This is a genomic window from Desulfofundulus thermobenzoicus (assembly GCF_009428905.1).
Classification (GTDB): domain Bacteria; phylum Bacillota; class Desulfotomaculia; order Desulfotomaculales; family Desulfovirgulaceae; genus Desulfofundulus_A; species Desulfofundulus_A thermobenzoicus.
Window position 1 is genome coordinate 1 of record NZ_WHYR01000033.1, and the last position, 20011, is coordinate 20011.

Annotated in this window: 20 protein-coding genes; 8 read left to right on the top strand and 12 right to left on the bottom strand. The window is 54.8% G+C overall.

Annotated features, from left to right (window positions below):
• The first annotated feature begins 138 nt into the window (after positions 1 to 138).
• Positions 139 to 621, top strand: coding sequence for an ATPase (locus tag GFC01_RS11905; RefSeq protein WP_341473943.1), 483 nt, complete (start codon positions 139 to 141; stop codon positions 619 to 621).
• Here the strand turns inward: GFC01_RS11905 and GFC01_RS11910 are convergent.
• Together GFC01_RS11910 and acs are read right to left on the bottom strand one after the other, a co-directional pair.
• On the bottom strand, positions 618 to 1670 hold the full coding sequence (locus GFC01_RS11910; RefSeq protein WP_341473937.1) for a phosphotransacetylase family protein: 1053 nt from the start codon (positions 1668 to 1670) through the stop codon (positions 618 to 620). The genes GFC01_RS11905 and GFC01_RS11910 overlap by 4 nt on opposite strands.
• A 10-nt stretch (positions 1671 to 1680) precedes the next feature.
• Complete coding sequence (acs, locus tag GFC01_RS11915; protein ID WP_152947375.1) at positions 1681 to 3783, bottom strand: acetate--CoA ligase alpha subunit; 2103 nt, start codon at positions 3781 to 3783, stop codon at positions 1681 to 1683.
• 226 nt (positions 3784 to 4009) lie between these two features.
• Between acs and GFC01_RS11920 the strand changes: the two genes are divergently transcribed.
• Entirely contained in the window at positions 4010 to 5332 is a 1323-nt protein-coding gene (locus GFC01_RS11920) for a glycosyltransferase (protein WP_194174927.1), read from the top strand.
• Here the strand turns inward: GFC01_RS11920 and otsB are convergent.
• The 5 genes from otsB to ylbJ form a co-directional block, all read right to left on the bottom strand.
• Complete coding sequence (gene otsB / locus GFC01_RS11925; RefSeq protein ID WP_243137536.1) at positions 5300 to 6094, bottom strand: trehalose-phosphatase; 795 nt, start codon at positions 6092 to 6094, stop codon at positions 5300 to 5302. The genes GFC01_RS11920 and otsB overlap by 33 nt on opposite strands.
• Positions 6094 to 7581: an alpha,alpha-trehalose-phosphate synthase (UDP-forming) gene (locus GFC01_RS11930; protein ID WP_194174929.1), complete on the bottom strand. Its 1488-nt coding sequence runs from the start codon at positions 7579 to 7581 to the stop codon at positions 6094 to 6096. Before GFC01_RS11930 ends, otsB begins: the two co-directional genes overlap by 1 nt.
• 155 nt (positions 7582 to 7736) lie before the next feature.
• Positions 7737 to 9914 (bottom strand): amylo-alpha-1,6-glucosidase, encoded by a 2178-nt coding sequence (locus GFC01_RS11935; RefSeq protein ID WP_341473938.1) that lies wholly within the window; start codon positions 9912 to 9914, stop codon positions 7737 to 7739.
• A 37-nt stretch (positions 9915 to 9951) separates the two neighbouring features.
• Positions 9952 to 11151, bottom strand: coding sequence for a glycosyltransferase family 4 protein (locus GFC01_RS11940; protein ID WP_341473939.1), 1200 nt, complete (start codon positions 11149 to 11151; stop codon positions 9952 to 9954).
• 275 nt (positions 11152 to 11426) lie between these two features.
• Positions 11427 to 12668, bottom strand: coding sequence for a sporulation integral membrane protein YlbJ (gene ylbJ, locus GFC01_RS11945; RefSeq protein WP_152947351.1), 1242 nt, complete (start codon positions 12666 to 12668; stop codon positions 11427 to 11429).
• A 326-nt stretch (positions 12669 to 12994) separates the two neighbouring features.
• Here ylbJ and GFC01_RS11950 point away from each other — a divergent pair, with 326 nt between their 5' ends.
• A complete protein-coding gene (locus tag GFC01_RS11950; RefSeq protein ID WP_152947352.1) occupies positions 12995 to 13372 on the top strand; it encodes an ATP-binding protein in 378 nt (125 codons plus the stop codon).
• A gap of 368 nt (positions 13373 to 13740) precedes the next feature.
• Here the strand turns inward: GFC01_RS11950 and GFC01_RS11955 are convergent, their stop codons facing one another.
• On the bottom strand, positions 13741 to 13935 hold the full coding sequence (locus GFC01_RS11955) for a hypothetical protein (RefSeq protein ID WP_341473940.1): 195 nt from the start codon (positions 13933 to 13935) through the stop codon (positions 13741 to 13743).
• 80 nt (positions 13936 to 14015) lie between these two features.
• Here GFC01_RS11955 and GFC01_RS11960 point away from each other — a divergent pair, with 80 nt between their 5' ends.
• The gene (locus tag GFC01_RS11960) at positions 14016 to 14750 is read left to right on the top strand and encodes a metallophosphoesterase (protein ID WP_152947381.1); all 735 of its coding nucleotides are present in this window, start codon (positions 14016 to 14018) and stop codon (positions 14748 to 14750) included.
• Here the strand turns inward: GFC01_RS11960 and GFC01_RS11965 are convergent.
• Positions 14705 to 15595, bottom strand: coding sequence for a hypothetical protein (locus tag GFC01_RS11965; RefSeq protein WP_194174930.1), 891 nt, complete (start codon positions 15593 to 15595; stop codon positions 14705 to 14707). The two genes, GFC01_RS11960 and GFC01_RS11965, sit on opposite strands and share 46 nt — an antisense overlap.
• Before the next feature lie 237 nt (positions 15596 to 15832).
• Here GFC01_RS11965 and GFC01_RS11970 point away from each other — a divergent pair, with 237 nt between their 5' ends.
• Positions 15833 to 16156, top strand: a complete 324-nt coding sequence (locus tag GFC01_RS11970; RefSeq protein ID WP_152947353.1) for a hypothetical protein — start codon at positions 15833 to 15835, stop codon at positions 16154 to 16156.
• A gap of 159 nt (positions 16157 to 16315) precedes the next feature.
• Here GFC01_RS11970 and GFC01_RS11975 read toward each other — a convergent pair whose 3' ends face one another.
• Both GFC01_RS11975 and GFC01_RS11980 read right to left on the bottom strand, forming a co-directional pair.
• Complete coding sequence (locus tag GFC01_RS11975; RefSeq protein WP_152947354.1) at positions 16316 to 16894, bottom strand: hypothetical protein; 579 nt, start codon at positions 16892 to 16894, stop codon at positions 16316 to 16318.
• A gap of 26 nt (positions 16895 to 16920) precedes the next feature.
• A complete protein-coding gene (locus tag GFC01_RS11980) occupies positions 16921 to 18117 on the bottom strand; it encodes a pyridoxal phosphate-dependent aminotransferase (RefSeq protein ID WP_152947355.1) in 1197 nt (398 codons plus the stop codon).
• A gap of 432 nt (positions 18118 to 18549) precedes the next feature.
• On the opposite strand from GFC01_RS11980, the gene GFC01_RS11985 reads away from it, so the two are divergent.
• From GFC01_RS11985 to GFC01_RS11995, 3 genes are read left to right on the top strand one after another with little or no spacing between them, the layout of a single operon-like run.
• The gene (locus tag GFC01_RS11985; RefSeq protein ID WP_341473941.1) at positions 18550 to 19212 is read left to right on the top strand and encodes an HAD-IA family hydrolase; all 663 of its coding nucleotides are present in this window, start codon (positions 18550 to 18552) and stop codon (positions 19210 to 19212) included.
• On the top strand, positions 19193 to 19378 hold the full coding sequence (locus GFC01_RS11990; RefSeq protein WP_152947357.1) for a hypothetical protein: 186 nt from the start codon (positions 19193 to 19195) through the stop codon (positions 19376 to 19378). The genes GFC01_RS11985 and GFC01_RS11990 overlap by 20 nt, the downstream gene beginning before the upstream one ends.
• 3 nt (positions 19379 to 19381) lie before the next feature.
• Positions 19382 to 19618 carry a hypothetical protein gene (locus GFC01_RS11995; RefSeq protein WP_152947358.1) on the top strand — a complete coding sequence of 79 codons (237 nt, stop codon included), beginning with the start codon at positions 19382 to 19384 and terminating at the stop codon, positions 19616 to 19618.
• A 145-nt stretch (positions 19619 to 19763) separates the two neighbouring features.
• On the opposite strand, the gene GFC01_RS12000 is transcribed toward GFC01_RS11995, so the two are convergent.
• Positions 19764 to 19973 (bottom strand): hypothetical protein, encoded by a 210-nt coding sequence (locus GFC01_RS12000; RefSeq protein ID WP_152947359.1) that lies wholly within the window; start codon positions 19971 to 19973, stop codon positions 19764 to 19766.
• Positions 19974 to 20011 lie beyond the last annotated feature (38 nt).

Below are 20011 nucleotides of genomic sequence, written 5' to 3' on the forward strand. Positions count from 1 at the left end.
CCCGGGGCCGAGGTCTCTCTGTCACCCCAGGAAATATTTCCACGGAGGTGTAAAGCCTGGTCATGGGGAGGCCGCTTAACAAGAAATGGTACAGTGTATCAGGAATTGTTAAGTTATTTGAACCAGGGATATATACCGGTGGAGTTTTTTAACGTATTAAACGAACTGGAGGAATTAATTGAAAACAGCCCCAGGATTCCCATGACCCGGCGGGTACTGGTGGACGAGGACCGGTTGCTTGACTATCTGGATCGCATTCGGACCACTCTGCCCGAAGAAATTCGCCAGGCCCGCTGGGTAATTCAGGAACGGGAAAAGGTGCTGTCGGACACCCGTAAGGAAGCGGGCCGGTTGCTGGAAGACGCCCAGAAACAGCTGGAAAAACGGGCCGAAGAAAGCGAAGTGGTTCGTCACGCCAGAGCAATGGCCGATGAAATTATGGGCAAGGCCGAACAGGTGGCCCGGGAGATCAAAAAGGGTGCCCGGGAATATGCCGATGAGATTCTGGAAGGGCTGGAAAAAAAGCTGGAGCAGATTATGTCCCAAATTCGCAGTGGCCGGGCCGAATTGCAGGGCCTGGGCACTACAGGAGAAGCCGGCTCCCGGGTGGAGGAGGGCTAGTCCTGCAACGCCTCGCGAATGGCCGGCCAGTCACAGTATTTTTCAATATTTTCCTGAACCAGGGCGATGCTTTTTTTATCATCCGGACGTATGCGCCGGCTGACCACGGTCACCTTTTCAATGGTGGTAAAGGTATCGTAATGGACCAGGATTACGGGCACCCTTTTTTCGGCCGCCCGGGCAATGACCTTTACGTCGGGATACAGGCCTCCGGTGAGGATAATGACCGAGGTACTGGTTTCCAGTGCGGCCAGGGCCATGTCCGCCCGGTCACCGCCGGTGATTACCGCCTTGTTGGGTGAGCGGCGCAAATAGCCCAGGGCGCTTTCAATGGTCATGGCACCAATGACCACGTCCTCGACCAGCCGGTCCATTTCTTCTTCTCCCGTCAGGATTTCCCCTCCCAGTACGTCGTAAAACTCGGCCACCGTGGGAGAGGCGATTTCACTCCGCCTGGGGATGATACCCAGGGTGCGGTATCCCCTTTCCCTCAATATGGATTGGTAAATGCCTTCGGTCTTGGCCTGCAGGGGACGGGGGACATTGTTGAAAACATTGCCCACCAGGGGTATGCCGCAGCGTTCCAGATAGCTGTTGATAAAAATGGCCTGATCCAGGCTGAAGTCATTTTCAATCCGAATCATGAACAGCACCCTGGCCTCCAGTTTTCCGGCCAGGGTTACGGCATCCAGGCCCAGGCAACCCATTATATGGGGGAAGCTGGCTCCACCGATGATTACCACATCGGCGCCCTCTGCAATCCGGCGGTAGCAGGAAAGGATGTGGTCCAGGGTTTCACACTGCCGGTAGCCCGACAGGTAGGACGGGCCGGCAATAAAAGGCACGATTACCTCCGGGGGATGCTCCAGGTGCAGCAGTTCACGCATCAACAGGGCATCCTCGTCGTGCTGGTCCACCACACCGGTGGGATGCCCCACCGGCTTAAAGTAGGCCACCCGATAACCCTGTTCCCGCAGTTTTAAGGCCAGGCCCAGGGCCATGGCTGTTTTGCCGCTGCCGGCGGTTCCCATGATATAAAGATTTTTCACCGTGCACACCTCACGATATGGTAATTTTGATATCCAGGGCACAGGCCCCGTCAGGATAGGCAAAAACCGGATTGATATCCATCTCGGCGATTTGCGGGAAATCGGTCACCAACCGGGCCACCCGGCCAATCATATTGATCAGGGCGTCCATATCGGCCGGTTTTTCGCCCCGGTAACCCCGTAACAGGGTGTGGGCCTTTGTTTCGGCAATCATGGCGGCAATTTCCCGGCGGGTCAAACCATCGGCCAAGCGGAAGGAAACATCCTTCAATAAATTGACATAAATACCCCCCAGACCAAAGGCAATCAGGGGTCCGAACTGCACGTCCCGGGTCATGCCGATGATTAATTCCGTGCCTTTGGGCATCATTTTTTGTATCTCAATGCCGTGGATAACCACATCGGGCAGGTAACGCTGTACGTTTTCCGTAATGTGGATAAAGGCCTCCTTCACTTCTTCCGGGCTGTTCAAGCCAATTTTTACCCCACCCACGTCGGTTTTGTGCAAAATTTTCGGTGAGGCCACCTTCATGACCACGGGAAAGCCCATTTCCCGGGCCATACCGGCGGCTTCGGCCGGGGTGGTGGCCAGTACCATGGGAGATACTTTAATACCGTAATTTTCGGCCACCCGGGTGGCTTCGCTGCCCAGAAGGGTCAACCGGCCTTCTTCCCGTACCCGGTGGAATAATTCTTCCACCGGCTGCCGGTTGATTTCGGGGAAAGTCATTTCTTCCTCTTTCTCCGGCAGGGCACGGACCCGGGAGTAGTGAACCATACCCCGGATCACGTTGACCGCCGGTTCCGGGAAAGTAAAGCAGGGTATACCCCCTGCGGTAAGCAATTTGGTCCCGCTTTCCAGGGTTTTCCCGCCCATGTAAGCGGCAAAGACCGGTTTTTCGGGGTGCCTGTGGTGGGCCTCCAGCACTGTGCGGGCAATATTTTCCGGGTCGGTAACCGCCGTGGGGCAGACCAGCACCACCAGGCTGTCCACGCTCCGGTCATCCAGCACCTTTTCCAGGGCAAAGCGATAACGATCCACGCCGGCGTCCCCCAGTACATCCACCGGGTTGTAGATGGCCGATTCGGGCGGCAGATTCTCCCTTAAGGCGGTGCTGGTCTCCTTGCTGAAGCGGGCCATGGCCAGGTGGCTTTTTTCGATCTGGTCCGTGGTTATAATACCCGGGCCGCCGGCGTTGGTGAGGACCGCCACCCGGTTGCCGGCCGGGACGGGCTGGTGGGCGAAGGCTACAGCTAAATCGAAAAGTTCACCCATGGTCCGGGCGCGAATCACTCCACTCTGCCGGAAGGCCGTTTCATAAGCCAGATCACTGCCGGCCAGGGCGCCCGTGTGGGAAGATGCGGCCTGGGCCCCGGCCTGACTGGTGCCGCTCTTCAGGATGATTACCGGTTTCTTCCGGCTGGCCGCCCGGGCCACCTCCAGAAACTGTTTGCCCCGGGCCACATCTTCAATATAACAGAGAATTACCTTTGTATGGGGATCACCGGCGGCGTTGGCGATAAAATCGGCTTCATTTAGGTCCGCCTTGTTGCCCAGGCTGACCACATGGGAAAAACCCATGCCGGCAGTCAGGCTCCAGTCCAGGATGGCCACCAGCATGGCTCCACTCTGGGAAATAAAGGCGATATTCCCCCGGTTGGGAAAAACGGCGGAAAAGGAAGCGTTGACGGGTACATGGGTATCCATCATGCCCACGCAGTTGGGTCCCAGCATACTCATTTTAAAACTTTTGCAAATGCGGGTCAATTCCTTTTCCAGCACCAGCCCTTCCCTGCCCACTTCCTTAAATCCGGCCGTAATGACCACCAGGTTTTTCACACCGGCCAGGCCGCATTCCTGAGCCACGGCAATGGTTCGCCCGGCCGGCACGGCCACCACCGCCAGATCCACGCTTTCACCAATTTCAGTTATACCGGGATAGCACCGCAGGCCCTCAATTTCCTCCTCCCGGGGGTTGACCGGGTAGATGCGTCCCGGATAACCGCAGGAGATCATATTTTTGACAATGGCATTGCCGATCTTGCCCGGTTTTTTGGAGGCGCCTACAATGGCCACCGACCGGGGGTGAAAAAAGGTTTTCAGGTCTGCCAAAGCCATTCACCCACTTTAAAGCCTGTCTCACGTGTGCTTAGCATCTCCCGGAAAGGGAAAAGACATACCTGAAACTGGCTGCATATGCTAACACAGGAGCAATTACGGGATCTTTTCAGCAAATCAATAGTAAATGGGGGAAGGTGTTCCCGCCCCGGTTATAAAATGTTATAAAATAATCAATACAGTACACAATTTTAAGGGACAAAATAAAGGAGAGGTGTCTATGTTGCAGGAATCCAGGGGAACGGCTCCCGTCTTTTCCGCCGAGCGTCTGGCCGCCTACGCCTCCATCGTGGGACAGGAAAAAATGAGCGAGCTGTATCGTTTGGGCGAAGCCCTGCAGGGGGTAAAGGTCCAGCAGATCAATTCCGCCCGTTTTGGCGGTGGCGTTGCGGAAATGCTGTATTCGGTCATTCCCTTTGAGAAAAGCCTGGGGCTGGATGTGAGCTGGGACGTAATCACGGCCGGAACGGACTTTTTTGTCTATACCAAAACCCTGCACAATTTCCTGCAGGGGAAGGATAACGATCTGGATCTTTCCGGCCACCGCATCTACTGGGAGACCAACCGGAACAATGCAGGTCTGATCAGGGATGACGCGGAAATTGTCTTCATCCATGACCCGCAGCCGGCCGGATTGATTGAATATATTTCACCGGAAATCAGGCAGCGGCAGAAGTGGCTCTGGCGTTGCCACATCCATCTATCCCACGAACACGAGAATGTTTTTCATTTCCTGGAAGGACTGATTGCCAGATACGATCTGGCTGTCTTTTCCTCGGGTAAATTTTTGCCTCCCTGGGAAGGGGTAACCCCGGCCGTGATCCTGCCTTACATAGATCCCCTGGCGGAAAAGAACAGGGATCTGCCCGGGGAAACCATCCGGGCTATCTGTCACAAATACGGACTGGAGGATCTGGATAAGAAACCGCTTATCCTGCTGGTTTCCCGCTTTGATCCCTTTAAAGGGCATCATTTTGCCCTGGAGGCATTCAGGCTGGTGCGCAGGGAGTTGCCCTGCCGTCTGTTGATGGTGGGTGGAACGGCCAGCGACGACCCGGAAAATGAAGCCATCTTTCACCGGCTGCAGGAAGAGGCCCGGGGCGTGTCGGATGTGCTCCTGTTGAACCTGCCCCCGGACAGCCATGTGGAGATCAACGCCTTTCAAAGGGCGGCTTCCATTATCCTGCAGCCATCCATCAAAGAAGGGTTCGGTTTGACAGTCAGTGAAGCCATGTGGAAGGAGAAACCGGTGATTGGCGGAGATGTGGGCGGCATTCCCGGTCAAATCACGGACGGCTACAATGGTTTCCTGATCTCCCCCGGTGAAAAGGGCATTGCCGAAATGGCCAGACGGATCAGGTACCTCCTGCTCAACCCCGCCTTTGCCCGGGAGATGGGCAAAAGGGGCAAAGAGGCCGTGAGGGAGCGTTTTTTAATTACCCGGGGCATCAGGGATGAAATGATGATCTTTGACAGCCTGCTTTCCAGGACCAGATCACCCCGCCTGACTTTATTGCCACCCCGGCCGTCCATTACCGTTTAACAGCAACAGCACCCGGTACACTTCACGGGGGGAAGACAGGCTAAAGGTGGCGGCACTGGGACGGGGGGCGGGGGAAACCAGGATACCCCAGCCCCCTTCCAGGGCCGCAAAGGCATCTTCATCGGTACGGTCGTCTCCGAAATACAGGGGAAATGCCTGCGGGTACCGGCGGCAGAGGTATTGAACCATTATTCCCTTATTCACCCCCCGGGGCCTTATTTCCACCACTTTTCTGCCCGGCAGGACTTCCAGCCCGTGTTTGTTTATTACGGGAAGAATCCGGCGGTGGAATTTGTTTAAAGTTTCGACAGCGGCAGCCGGTTCGGCCCGGCGGTAGTGCAGGGCCAGGGATAGGCCCTTGTTTTCTATAAGAAAGCCATCCTTCCCGTTTACGCATTCCACAGCCATTGCTTCCAGAATATCCATCATTTTTTTAAATGAAGCGGGGTCAAGCCGGCGGTATATTCTGCCTCCGGGATCCCGCCATTCCGCTCCGTGGGTACCGGCCAGATAGAGACCGGTCAGGGGCAACATTACCTGCAGTTCCTCCAGCCTGCGGCCGCTGATTACGGCCACCACCCGGCCGGGGGTCCCGGCCAGCCTTTGCAGGGCATTCAGGATTTCCGGCGACGGGGTGGCCAGGTGGGGTAGGGGTGCCATGGGCACCAGGGTGCCGTCATAATCCAGCATGAGCAAAAGCTCCCGTGCCCGGACCAGGGCGGCCAACCCATCCGGCGTCAGGGGGGACGGCGTCTTCCCCATCAAGTGGCCTGTCCCCCCTGGGAAACGCCGGCCATACCGGTGGCCGGTGTGAAGGTGGTATAAGGACTCTTGACCGGCTTGAGGTTGTTCTGCCACCACCAGCGCACATCCCGGCTGCGGACCACCCGGCGCAGGGATTCCAAACGGCTCTTCTGTTCTGCTAAAGGCATCTCCAGGGCCAGCTTGATTCTTGTGGCCAGGTGGGACGGCTCGTAGGGGTTGGCCAGCAGCGCTCCCTGCAGTTCCCGGGCCGCCCCGGCAAAGGGGCTTAAAACCAGTACCCCCCGGCCGTCAATGCGGGAGGCCACAAATTCCTTGGCCACCAGGTTCAGCCCGTCCCGCAGGGCGGTAACCAGCAGTACGTCCGCGGCCAGATAATGGGCCACCAGTTCTTCCTGGTCCAGGGACACATGGCGGTAACGGACGGGTATGGCTCCCTGGCCCTGATCATACCGGCCGTTTACTTCTCCCACCAGCCGTTCCACTTCCTTTTTCAAAACGCCATATTCGCCAATACCGTTGCGGGTGGGTACGGCAATTTGCAAAAGGGTGACCCGTCCCCTGTACCCGGGGTATTTTTCCAGAAGACAGGCCATGGCCTGCAACCGCTGGGGGATGCCCTTGGTATAATCCAGCCGGTCAACACCTAAAATAATCTTTTCCGCTCCCAGGGATTGCCTGATTTCCTGCGCCCTGGCCCGTACCAGCGGGTCGGCGGCCAGCTGTTCAAAGTGATGATAATTGATTCCCACCGGCAGGGCCTGTACATAAATCTTGCGGTTGCGGAAGAGGATCAATCCCTGTTCCCGGAAGATGGTCACCGGGTAAAAAAAGGAAACAGCGTCCAGGAAATTCTGAACATACTGGTCGGTGTGAAAGGCAATGGCATTACAACCCAGCAGGCCGTAGATAATTTGCCGGCTCCACGGCAGTATGTGAAAAGTATCTGCCGGCGGGAAGGGTATGTGCCAGAAAAAGGCGATCCGGGCATCCGGTAACTGGTGCCGTAAATACTGGGGTACCAGGGACAGGTGGAAATCGTGGATCCAGAAAATGTCCCTGGGATTTTCCTTTTTTATATTACGGGCGGCACGGGCAAATTTCTGGTTGACTTTACGGTAAGCTTCCCAGTAATTTTTTTGGAACGAACAGCGGTCGGTCAGCTGGTGACAGAGGGGCCAGAGGGCAGCGTTGCAAAAGCCGTGGTAATAGAGATCATGCTCCTCCCGGGTCAGGAGGACTTCCTGGATATGATAGCGGGATTCTCCCGGCGGCACACCCAGCCTGATTCCCCGTTCCAGGTCCGGCTTATCCAGGCGGCCGCACCAGGAGATCCAGGTGCCGCCGTAATCGGTGAGCACCGGCTCCAGGGCTGAGGCCAGCCCGCCTACCGTGCGTTTGGGGATCAATTCCCTGTCCCGTTCCTGAAAAGCATAAGCCCCCCGGTTGGAAATAACCACGATCTGAGGATTGCTTTTCCCTTGCAAGGCAAACACCTCCTTCAAAATCCTTTTTTTATAGAATATACCATAGATACAACAGCTGTCAACTTTAAATTAAAGATAAGTTGTCAGTGACCCTGGCCGGGCCCCCTTCATTTATACTGGCAGGTTTTTCTGCCGGTGAGTAAGGCCGGGTCATTTCAACCTTCAATGATTACCCGGGCCTTTTCCGTGGCACGCAGTACACCGCAATAGGTCCTGCCCTGTTTGCGGGTGAACTCCAGATCCACCTTTCCCGTGCCTGCGGACAGGTTGCAGATCTGAAGTTCCTGTATCCAGGGAGGCAGCAGGGGTGCCGATACCCGCACCTCCCCTCCCCGGCAGGAAATGCCCAGCAGGGTCTGCAGCAAAAGGGGCATGCTTCCCACCGCCCAGGCCTGGGGGTCGCAGGCGGTGGGGTAGTGGACCGGTCCTCCATCGTCGCGCCGGGTAAAGCCGCAAAAGACCTCCGGCAGCCGGTGGTAGGGAAAGGACATGGCCGCTTCATAAAGACCGGTGGCCAGCTTTTCCAGGGAATGGAACTGCCGGTAACAACGCAGCCCCAGGGCAATAATGGCATTGTCGTGGGGCCACACCGAGCCGTTATGGTAACTCATGGGATTATAGGGCCCCATGGTTTTCCCCATGGTGCGGATTCCCCACCCGGAGTACATTTCAGTGGTAAAGAGGCGCCGGATCACCTTCAAAGCCAGCTCTTCGGGGAGGATGCCGGTAAAAAGGCAGTGTCCAGCATTGGAAACAATGGTCCTCACCGGATTTTTATCGCCGTCCAGGGCAAAGGCCGGATATTCTTCCTCTTCCATCCAGAAGGCCTGTAGAAATTTTTGTTTTAATTGCTCCGCTTCTTTTTCCAGATCCTGTGCCCATGCCGTATTTCCCAGGATCCGGCCCATTTCCGCCGCCCGTTTTAAAGCCAGATAATAATAGGCCTGCACTTCCACCAGAGCAATGGGCCCCCGGGGCAGGTTCCCCCGGGGGTCGATCACCCCGTCCCAGGAATCCTTCCAGCCCTGGTTGGTCAATCCCCGGGGCGACCGGACCGCATATTCAATAAATCCGTCCCCGTCCATATCCCCGTATTTCCGGCACCATTCCACCGCCCGGTAGAGGTTGGACGCCAGATCCGTAAGCAACTGTTCATCGCCGGTCCAGCGTAAGGTTTCAGAAAGCAGGATGATAAACCAGGGGGTGGCGTCCACCGTACCGTAATAGGGTGTGTGGGGGATTTCGCCACAGGCCGCCAGCTCACCCCGGCGCAGCTCATGCAATATTTTCCCCGGCTGTTCATCCCGCCAGGGATTATCCTCCCGCCCCTGCAGGCGGGCCAGGAAATACAGGCTCTGGCGGGCAATCTGGGGGTTGATGATTAGTGCCTGCCATGAGGTGATCAATGCATCCCGGCCGAAGGGCGCTGCGTACCAGGGAATGCCGGCCTGGACAATGGTACCCAGATCCGGGTAGTGGGTGCTCAGGGCATAAAGATCGGTAACATTGCGGCGCAACATATTGGCCAGAAAAAGATTGTCGCTATTAAAGGTGGTGCACTGTTCCTTCCACCGGCCATACAGGAAATAGGTTTTGCGTATGGCCCGGCTGAAGCCGGCCGGAATGGTTCCCTTGCCCCGGCCGGGTGGGGACGATGGTGTGTCTTCGCCGATAACAGGCTTTATTTGCATATACAGGTAAACCTTGCGCCCGGGAGGAAGGGAGAGGGAAAAACGAACAGTGGCCAGATTTCCTTTTACCTCCACGCCGTCGGGGTGGGGGGAAAAGGAAACCCGGGTGTACCGGGGAAGATTATCCCTTCCCCGGTAGCCAAAAATAACTCCCTCCCGGGTGATGGCCGGGGGAAGCATCTGCCCCCGTTGTTTGCGCTCAAATCCCCGCACTTCGAAAATATCCAGAAAATCCGCTCCCAGGGTGAACTGCAGCGAAATCATCACCGGCATGGGATTGAAATTGATTAACCGCAGGCGTTGAAACAACGCTTGATCCATCACCCGTAACGCCCGGAAGTGGAGGCTCTGGGCGGGGATGACATGATCGGTCCTGGTCAGGGCGCTGTTGGTCAGCTCGAACTGGGCGAAATGGCTGTCTTTGGTGGAAGACGAAAGAAATAAAAGATGGCCGTCTTCCAGATGGGTTTCCAGGCAGCTTAAAAAACGGGTGTCCCGGTAATAAAGGCCGAACCCCCCGGGGTGCTCATGATTAACCTCCCCTTCGGGACCACAAATGAAAAAAAGTTCCCCTTCTTTAAGCACCTCCGGGGCCATGCAGGACTGGGTGATCAACCCCGGCGTCTGGGTAATATCGAGCACCGTATTACCCCCTTGTTCAACTTGTGTTAGGACTCGCTCAGGCAATCTGCCTGTGCAGGCAACGGGCCAGGGTTGCACCGTAAACCTGCAGCGTCCGGGCGGTCATTATTTCCAGGGAGAAATTTTTCTCCACCATCTGCCGTCCCTTAAGACCCATCATCCGTGCCAGGTTGCGGTCCGCCAGCAGGCGGCGGCATCTGTCGGCCAGGGTTTCCGGGTCCTGCATGGGTATCACGTAGCCGTTTTCCCCATCTTGAACTACCTCGGGCATACCCCCGGCCCGGGTGACGATCATGGGCCGTCCGGTGGCCAGGGATTCCAGCATGGTCAGGCCAAAGGGCTCTTCGAAGCAGGATGGATAGATGCAAATTTCCGCCGCCCGGTAAATCCAGGGCATTTCGTCCCAGGGAAAGAAACGGATCAAAACGTTGTTTTCCAGTTTCAGTTCGCGGATTAATCCCAGGATATAGGAAACTTCTTCCGGCTGACGGCCGTGCCAGTCCACGGTTTTTTTCGTGCCCGCCAGTACCAGCATGGCCCCGGGAAACTGCTCTTTAATCAGTTTTAAGGCCCGGATACTAATATGACATCCTTTATCCAGGCTCATGCGCGCCGGATGGAAGATTACCCGCCTGCCCTTTAACTCCGGGTATTTGTCCAGAGCTTTTTCCCGCTCCGCTTCAGTGGGCGGGGTAAATCTCCCCAGGTCAATGCCATGGTGGACCACGGTAATTTTATCCTCCGGGTAACCGTCCCGGATCAGTTCCTGCTTGATATAATGGCTGACGGAAATAACCGCATCCCAACCGGCAGCCCGGCGGCACATATCCTTCCACAGGGAATCGGTCCAGACATTATGTGCGGTCAGCACCAGGGGGATTCCCCGGCGGGATTTCACTTCCAGCAGGGCGTCCAGGTGTTCCGGGCTGAAATAGTGCATGTTGTGGGCGTGGATCAGATCCGGATGAGCTTGCTGGATAAAGTCATCAATCAACTGGCGAATGTCCCCACTCCTGGCCCTGATGGTTTCCCGGTCCAGATTGTTCAAGTCCATCAGCGGGCTGCGCCGGATTTTGATCCCCCGCCAGGTGCAATACTCTTCATCTGCAGGGGACGAACCGGTGAGCAGGCTTACCTGGCAGCCGCTGCGCACCAGCTCCGGACACAGCATGGCCAGGTGGCTTTCCACCCCGCCGATAATGGGGGGGAAAGCCCAGTGCAACATGGCTATGCGCACGCTGACACCTCCCAAAAAAGTAATAAAAATAGTTAACCCGGCGGTTTTCCCTGCCGGGTTTATTTATATGCTTTCGTGTTTTCCGGCAGAAGATACCTCCCACCCGTTCACCAAAGCCATATATTTCTATTAAAAATATTATAAACAATCATTGGTCGCTTTGTCAATAATATCAACCGATCTGTCCGCACGCCAGAAAAAGCACATGTCCTGTGCTTTCCCGGCCTCGTTTCCTTTTTTGTCCCCCGGCGGCCTGCAGGCGGTCCATCCCATTTTTAGCCCCGGTGGGGCGGTCCGATAATAAACAGACGAACACGGCCAAGGATGACCACCAGTGCGGCCAGTAGAATGATGGCGGCCAGGAAGAAAAGGAACATGAACAGGGGTAAATGGGTGATGGTCCAGAGGGAAATTTCTTCCCCGGCCCCGGTCGCCGGAGCGAAAACCGGCCGAACAACGGCCCTGGCCAGGGGGGTGGCGGGACCGAAGAGAATGGCGGTATAAATTGCCGCCAGAATGGCGTGGGCCACCCTGGACAGGACAAAAGGCGCCATGCGGATATCGGTGCCGGCAATCATGCTGGCAGCCTGGGCCTGCACCGAAAATCCGCTCCAGGCCAGGATCATGGCCACAGCCACCAGCCGGTGGGCCAGGGGGGCGGCTGCCTCCGCGGCCATTTTGGTGCCCGTGGTCATTTCAAAAAGGCCGCTGGCCAGAGCCGGCAGCACATTCGGAGAAAGCCCCAGGGGAAGGAAAAGGGCTCCCAATCCCCGGGCCAGCATTTCGATAAAACCGGCTTCAGCCAGAAGGCGAATAATCACGGCAAAAAGAATGATAAAACCGCCGATGTTTAAAAGGTTATTGATGGCATTCTTAACCGCATCTCCGATGATCTGGCCCAGGGTGCGGTTGTCCTGACGTTGTCTTGCAAACATTTCACCAAAGGCCCGTTTAACGATATGACCTGTGGCCGCCGGTGGGGGGATGAACTCCCGGTCACAGCGCCCGTAGAAGCGCATGAACAGGCCTACGGTCAGGTTGGACAGGTAATGGGCGCCGGCCACAAGGGGCCCCAGGGCGGGATCGTGGAACATGCCCACGGCCACCGCCACCAGCATGAACAGGGGGCTGGAATTGCTGGTAAAAGACATCAGCCTTTCGGCCTCGATGCGTGTACAAAGTCGCTGCTCCCGCAGGCGGGCGGTAACCATGGCTCCGATGGGGTAGCCGCTGGTGTAACCGATGGCCAGCACAAAGGAACCGGCACCGGGTACGTTAAACAGGGGGCGCATCACCGGTTCTAAAAGAATGCCCATGAAGTGCACCACACCAAAATTCATTAAAAGCTCCGAAACAATGAAAAAGGGGAGCAGGGAAGGAAATACTATATTCCACCACGCGGATAAACCGAAAACCGCACCTTCATATACGGTTTTCGGCCGGGCAATCATGCTGAAAACGAATAAAAGGGCACAGGCTGTCCAAAAAAGGCGGATGGTATCCCTGCGATGGAGCATTTTTCACCACCTGCCGGTAAAATGGGGTACACGGCCGGGCCCTGCCAGGTAAAGTTGCCTGTTGTTTTGTGGATGCCATTGACATTCGATTCGTTGGCCGGATATGTGCCGGTATGGTCTGATTTATCCAGGAACGGGCCGGAAAACTCTTTGTTAAAGTTATGAGACTTGCCAAACAGTGCTTCTTTTGATATATATGGAAAAAGAATGGTTATTAGACTATGTGATGATTATCACATTTCTGCCGGGATCAGGCGCACAGAGCCTTCATTTCTTTTGGGCTATGATATACACAAATATAAGGAGCTTTAAAGGAGGAGTGGATGATGCCCAAACGTCAAATCGTACGGATAGATGAAGAAAAATGCACCGGGTGCGGCCTGTGCGTGAGCCCCTGCGCCGAGGGGGCCATTCAAATTGTGGACGGTAAGGCAAAGGTGGTCAGGGAAGAGCTTTGTGACGGTGCCGGTTTCTGTATCGGCGTTTGCCCGGTGGGTGCTCTGACCATCGAAGAAAGGGAAGCGCCGGCCTTTTCCGAGGAAGCGGTGCACGAGCATATGAAAAATCGCGGTAAAACCTACATCACCCAGACCTGCTTCCGTTGCGGCGGCAGCGAGGACCGGGTTTACCTGATGCCCTGCCGTTACCAGGGGGAGAGCCTATGGGTATGCACCCGCTGCCTGCCTGCATTGATTCACGGTTAATAACCCGGATGGGGGCACTGTTCCGGCAAAACAAGCCGGCTGGTTTGGCCGGGCCTGCGGCGTCGGGACACCCATAATGTCTTTTTGGCGTTACTTGCCGCCGGGCATGAAAGCGAGCGCGTGTGAAACGGCAGGCAATTCTCAATTGCCGGATAGCCGGGGTAATTGTAAGGGGCGAACCCCACCCCGCAGGCAAGCACATCGTCCGGCGACCTTTATAATCCACATGCAAATTGGGGAATTATATGGGCAACTAAAGCAGATGCGACTTCTCAGTGAAGTCGCATCTTCATTTACATATACATATGGTACCTGAGTACCAGCAGGATTCACAGGCTACCCTGTCGAAGAGAAATGTTAAAACCGGGTTAACGGGAATGAATACAGTGGCACTTGATGCATTTGCCCTTGGAACCCTTGAAGAGATCCCGGAACAACTGATCCAGTTCGGCATGCGTCAAACGAATTAGCCCTTCGGGGTTGGCCAGGACATTGTTCACAAACAAACGGATGTAGGCGTGTTCTCTAGTTTCCACCACGACTACCAGTTTATATTCATTCACCGGTGACCACCCCCTTACCCTTTGATCTCGCCCGGCCGTTGGTGTTGTTATCCGGGCATGGATGGGGAGAGTGAAACTTGATGAAAATATATGCCATCAGCGATCTGCATTTGTCCTTTTCCTGCCCACCCGATCCGGCCAACTGGACATCCTGCCCGGAATATAAACCCATGGCGGAAGTGGATAAATCCTGGACGGGCCATGCCCCCAGAATTTATGAAAACTGGTTACGCACTGTCAGTAATGATGACGTGGTACTGGTGGCAGGGGACATTTCCTGGGCCATGCGGTTGGAAGAAGCCATGCCCGACCTGCACTTTTTAAGCCTCCTTCCCGGGCTGGTGGTGGCCGTGCAGGGAAATCACGATTACTGGTGGCAGAGCATCTCCCGGATACGGGCGGTGGCTCCACCCAATATGCGCTTTATTCAAAACGATCATGTGCGCCTGAACGACCTGGTTATTTGTGGTACCCGGGGCTGGTTGTGTCCCAATGGTGCCTATTTCAAGGAAGAGGACATGAAGATCTATAACCGGGAACTTCTACGCCTGCGCAACTCCCTGAATAGCGTGAAAGGGTCTGCGGCGGAAATCCTGGTGATAATGCATTATATGCCGACCAATGAAAAGCACGATTACAGCGGATTTATCGAGATATTTCAGGAGTACGGTATAAGACACGTAATCTACGGACACCTGCATGCCCGGGCCTGCCGCTACCGTCTGCCCGACCAGGCCTGGGGGGTGAATTTTCACCTGACCAGTGCCGATTACTTATCTTTCACGCCGCGTTTAATTATGGAATGGCCTTCTTGAAAAAAGACACGTCCATTTATTGCCGGTTGGCAGCAATCCATATGGCCGGTGAGGAGCTTATCCCCGGCGTAGCCGTAAAAAGCTGTTTCTCCGGCCGGGATGATCCGGTCGCACCAGTGGCAGGGCGAGTCCACCCGGCAGGGAATGATTATGCCGCGTACTTCTCCGTCCGCCCATTGCGCGCTCCCGGTAAGCAGCTTGTTTTTCAATGGTCTGACCGGCGAGCAGGAAGGATGGTAATAATGGCGTATGCGTTTTCCTTCCCGGGTAGCCCGGTATTCCACCATTGGTGTAAAAGGAAGAATGGGTTTCCGGCAGGTGCTGCACCGGCGTGTCCGGGCGTAGTTGCTTTTCAAAGTGTAGCGGGTCTCCACCGGTTTCTGTCTTACCTCGCGATCCTTTAAAAAACGCTGCGGTTCCGGTTGTTGCATAACCCATTTTTCCACCTGGCGGTAAAAATCCCGGTAATTACGCTCCACCAGGTGTATCTGCCGGGGGAAGCCGGCGGCCGTAATCTGCCGTTGAAACTCATCCTCGGCTATATCATGGGCCAGTCCTTCCATCCGGGCGTATTCCCAATTATACCCTTTTTCAGTCAACCAGCGGTGAAAGGCATGGAAAATATTTCCCGAGCAAACCAGAATCCGGTCCTCCCGGCTGACTCCGGCTCTGTACATTAAATCAATCATCAAGCGCAAAACCACTTCTTCCAGGCTTTCTCTGGTATTCCAGGTGAGGGGAACCCGGGCCACATATTTTTTCAATGGATTTTCGCATACCAGCACCACTACTTCCGAGAAGGCCCGGCAGCCGCCCCCGGCATCTTCCACGAACCAGACTTTCACAGTTGTTATGCTCCTTTCCATCCGGTCAACCTTATATTCGCAGTTGTCCAGAAATTTTCCTGCTTGCAGGTAATGAAACGGTCTAAGGCTGTGACAATACCAAAAATTCTATTTGCCGGGATGAGCAGGAGTTTGCCCTTTTATATCTAAATATAAGCTAAAAAGAAAAGTATTTAAAGCAGCGGGAATACGAATTATTATGTGGGGCCTTGGGGTAAATTTAGGGAGGGGTTAAAAATGGCCAGATTTATTTGTGATACCTGCGGCAAGGAAGTGCAGGTAATTGACGGCGTTGTCTCCTGGACCAGGGAAGAAAAGATTTTGCGCAACTTCAAACTCACCCATAAGGCCGCTCTGGGGACGGGTTGCCAGCCGGACAACAACCGTTACCGGGAGCTGTACACCTTGACCCTGGCCAGCGGTTATCTGGAGTTTGTGCAGTATCTCCTGGAACGCTGGGAGGACGGACTGACGTTGGGAGACCCCCACACGCTGCGCAGTGTCATGCGCCAGATAAACCTGCATATGCACGAAAAACTGCTCATGCTGGTGGAGGAATAATAAGGAAGAGTCTGCGTATTCCGCCCCCGGGAAAATTTTTCCTCAAATGAGGCGACATCTGGCGACCGGCGACTATTTTGAGAATGAAACCGGTTAAAAGCCCTGCCGCATATGGCAGGGCTTCAGACTTTGTACCCCTGGTCAGCGTGGGTTCCCTGGCTACCGGGCCAGCTGTTCCAGCCTGGTTACCCTTAGTACCAGAAATTCCACATTCTGTGCTATTTTATCCACAGTATTGGTAAGGGCGTTTAATTTTTCATCATGCAATTTCCATCCATCAAAAAGGGCCCGTAACATCTCGTTTACTTCGTTTTCGATGGAGGATTCCAGGGCGGCCACGTTGTTCTTCAGTTCGGCCACATCTTTTTCCAGTTTATTCTGACCGGTCTTCAGTTCGGCCACATCTTTTTCCAGTTTATTCTGACCGGTTTTCAGTTCGGCCACATCTTTTTCCAGTTTGTTCTGACCGGTCTTCAGTTCGGCCACATCTTTTTCCAGTTTATTCTGACCGGTCTTCAGTTCGGCCACATCTTTTTCCAGTTTGTTCTGGCCGGTTTTCAGTTCGGTCACATCTTTTTCCAGTTTATTCTGGCCGGTTTTCAGTTCGGTCACATCTTTTTCCAGTTTATTCTGACCGGTTTTCAGTTCGGTCACATCTTTTTCCAGTTTATTCTGACCGGTTTTCAACCCCTTAATTTCGCTGAGAATTTCCTTTAGCAATACATCCATATATCCCATATCCACCCCCTTTCGTCTTTACTTTATTAACTCGATTTGCCAAGTCCGACCTCCCGGGCCAGTTGGGTCCAGGCGGGCAGGGAATTGATGATGATCTGCTTATCAATACAATAGGAGAGACGGAAATAGCCGCTCCGGCCGAACCCGCCCCCGGGTACCACCAGGATATTGTACTTCTGCGCCGCCCGTACGAACTCCAGGTCGTCCGGCAGGGGGCAGCGGGGGAACAGGTAAAAAGCCCCTCCGGGTTTGACCACCTGAAAGCCCAGGGAAACCAGGTGGTTGTATAGCAGGTCCCGTTTCTCCCGGTAGGCGGCGATGTCCACCTTTTCCCGCTGCAGCTTGGCCACCAGCCGCTGCATCAACGCCGGGGCGTTGACAAACCCCAGGGTGCGGTTGCAGAAAACCAGCCCTTCCACCAGCAGGTCCACCCCGTCCATCTCCGGATGCACGGCAATGTAACCGATGCGTTCGCCCGGCAGAGCCAGGTCCTTGCTGTGGGAAGTTACCACTATACTGTTACGGCTGAACTTGAACACCGGGGGAGCTTCCAGGCCGTCGTAAACTATTTTGGCATAGGGTTCGTCGGAAATTAAATAAATGGTGGTGCCCAGTTCCTGTCCCTTTTTATCCAGCAATTTGCCCAGTTCGGCCAGGCAGGCGGCGTCATAAACCACCCCCGTGGGGTTGTTGGGCGAATTGATGATTACCGCCTTGGTCCGGGGGGTGATGGCCGCTTCCAGCGCCGGCAGGTCCGGCTGGAAGTCGGGGCCGGTGGGCACCTCCTTGATCACCCCGCCATGGTTGTCCACATAAAAACGGTACTCCACGAAATACGGGGTGAGTACAATTACTTCGTCACCCTGGTCCAGCAGGGTTTTCAGCACGACATTTAATCCGCCCCCGGCGCCAACAGTCATTACCACATGCCGGGCATCGAAGGGCAGCCCCGTGTTTTCGGCCAGCACATCGGCCACGGCCTGACGGGTTTCCTGGTAGCCGGCGTTGCTCATATAGCGGTGCATGCCGGGGATGGGGTTGTTGGCCAGTTTTTTCAGTTCTTCTTTGAAGGCGGCCGGCGGCTCCACATCGGGGTTGCCCAGGGTGAAGTCATACACCTTCTCGGCCCCGTAGATGGCCCGCAGCCGTTCCCCCTCCTCGAACATTTTGCGAATCCACGAAGCACCGGAAAGAAAACCGCTTATTTTTTTACTGATGGCCATAACCAAACCTCCAGTTTATTTAAGTAAGTTTTTCCCATAGGGTGACCAGGGGGACTGTCCCCTTGAATCCTTGCCGGGTCGACCAGGGGGACGATCCCCCTGGTTGACCCATCCTGCCTTTTTTTATCCTGTGGTAACGGTTTTACTGAATTTTACTTATCTTCTACACCGGTTTAGAAAAACCTGCTTGGGAGCCGGTGGCTATGATATACTTTAACTGTAGAATGAACCGGTAAGTGTGACAGGGGACGGTTCTCTGACACACTAAGTGTGACAGGGGACGGTTCTTTGACACAGGTTTGTGACAGGGGACGGTTCTCTGACACATAAACCAGCATCAAAGGCTGTAATGATTTAACCCGCATGGTATAGAGGTGCTCGTTCAATCCGGCGCTTCGTACCGGGAATATTTTAACGAGGGGAATGATACTGGTGAACATACGGGTGGCCTTGTTTGATCTGGACGGCACCCTGGCCGACTCGCTGCCGCTGATCCAGCATACTTACCAGCGTGTCTTTAAAGAAATGGGTATCCCCTGGGGGAACGACGATGTCATGCGCTGGATCGGCCGGACCATTATGGATATTGCCCGTCACTTTGCCGGGGAAAGGGCGGAAGAATTCATCCAGCGTTACCAGCACCATTACCACCGGGACCACGACCTGTACACCCGCCTTTTTCCCGGTACCCTGGAAATGCTCCAGGACCTGCAGCAAAAGGGCCTGCGCCTGGGTATCGTCACCTCCAAAGGGAAGACCGGCGCCTGGCGAACCATCAACTTTACGGGATTGGACCGTTATATGGATGTGGTGATTACTGCCCACGACGTGGATAAACACAAGCCCCTGCCCGATCCCATTCTGAAGGCGCTGTCCAGCCTTCACCATGGGCCGCAGGAGGCCGTGTATGTGGGGGACAGCCATTTTGACATCCAGGCCGGCCGGGCCGCCGGAACCATGACCCTGGGGGTCACCTGGGGCATGGCCGGGCGGGAAGAACTGCAGCGCCTGGAACCGGACGGTCTGCTGGATTCATGGAGGGAACTGGAGCAGTACCTGTGTTTCGGGGGATATAATGGGGAAAAAGGGTCTTAAGAGCAGGATTAAAAGTTTAGAAAAGAGGATAAAAGAACATCAGGAGAAAATCATTGCTGAAAAGGCGAAAACGTATCCGAATGAAGGATTGATCTCTCACTGGGATAAAGAGATCAAAGCTTTCCAGAAAAGTATAGAGAGCGCAAAGAAAAGAATGGGGGGGTAAAAAATGAAGGCCCTTAGCTTTAAACGAAAAACGATCATATCTAAAAAGTTGGGTATCCTTTTAGATGAACTGGAAGAGGAATTATACAATACCATAAAATTACTCTCTCAGCTTAAGATACGGGGTTTGACTGATGAACAGAGGGAAATTATTTTGGGCGATTTAAGTGCCTCCATAACCCATATTCATGTTCATACAAGCGGTCTCGACGAACTCATTATGGAGGAAATGGAAGAATAGGGCACATGCCAATAATCTTCAGGGGGAGCGTAATTCCCTTTGCTTTAATTGCCTGCGGCCGCAAACAAAAATTTACAGTATGAAAGCTATCCGGTGGTAGATAGGGGCCTGAACCCTGATATTACTGGCTGGTAAAATACTGCGTCTACCTGATCAGGTTCACCGTCACCCGCCTGTCCCGGCCACAGGCCGGGCAGGCAAAAAGGTGCACGCATACCGGTTGCTCAAAGGCCAGGCTAAAGTAAGGACTGTAAGGGCCGTAATAATCGGCCACCGGGCCGGCGTCCCGCATGATGGCGCCGCAGGAGCAGGTTTCCCGGTGCCTTTCCGTACCGTTGCACTGGGGACAAAACATTTTGGTAAAGCCTCCCGAAAGGGGCCTTATTTCCTGAC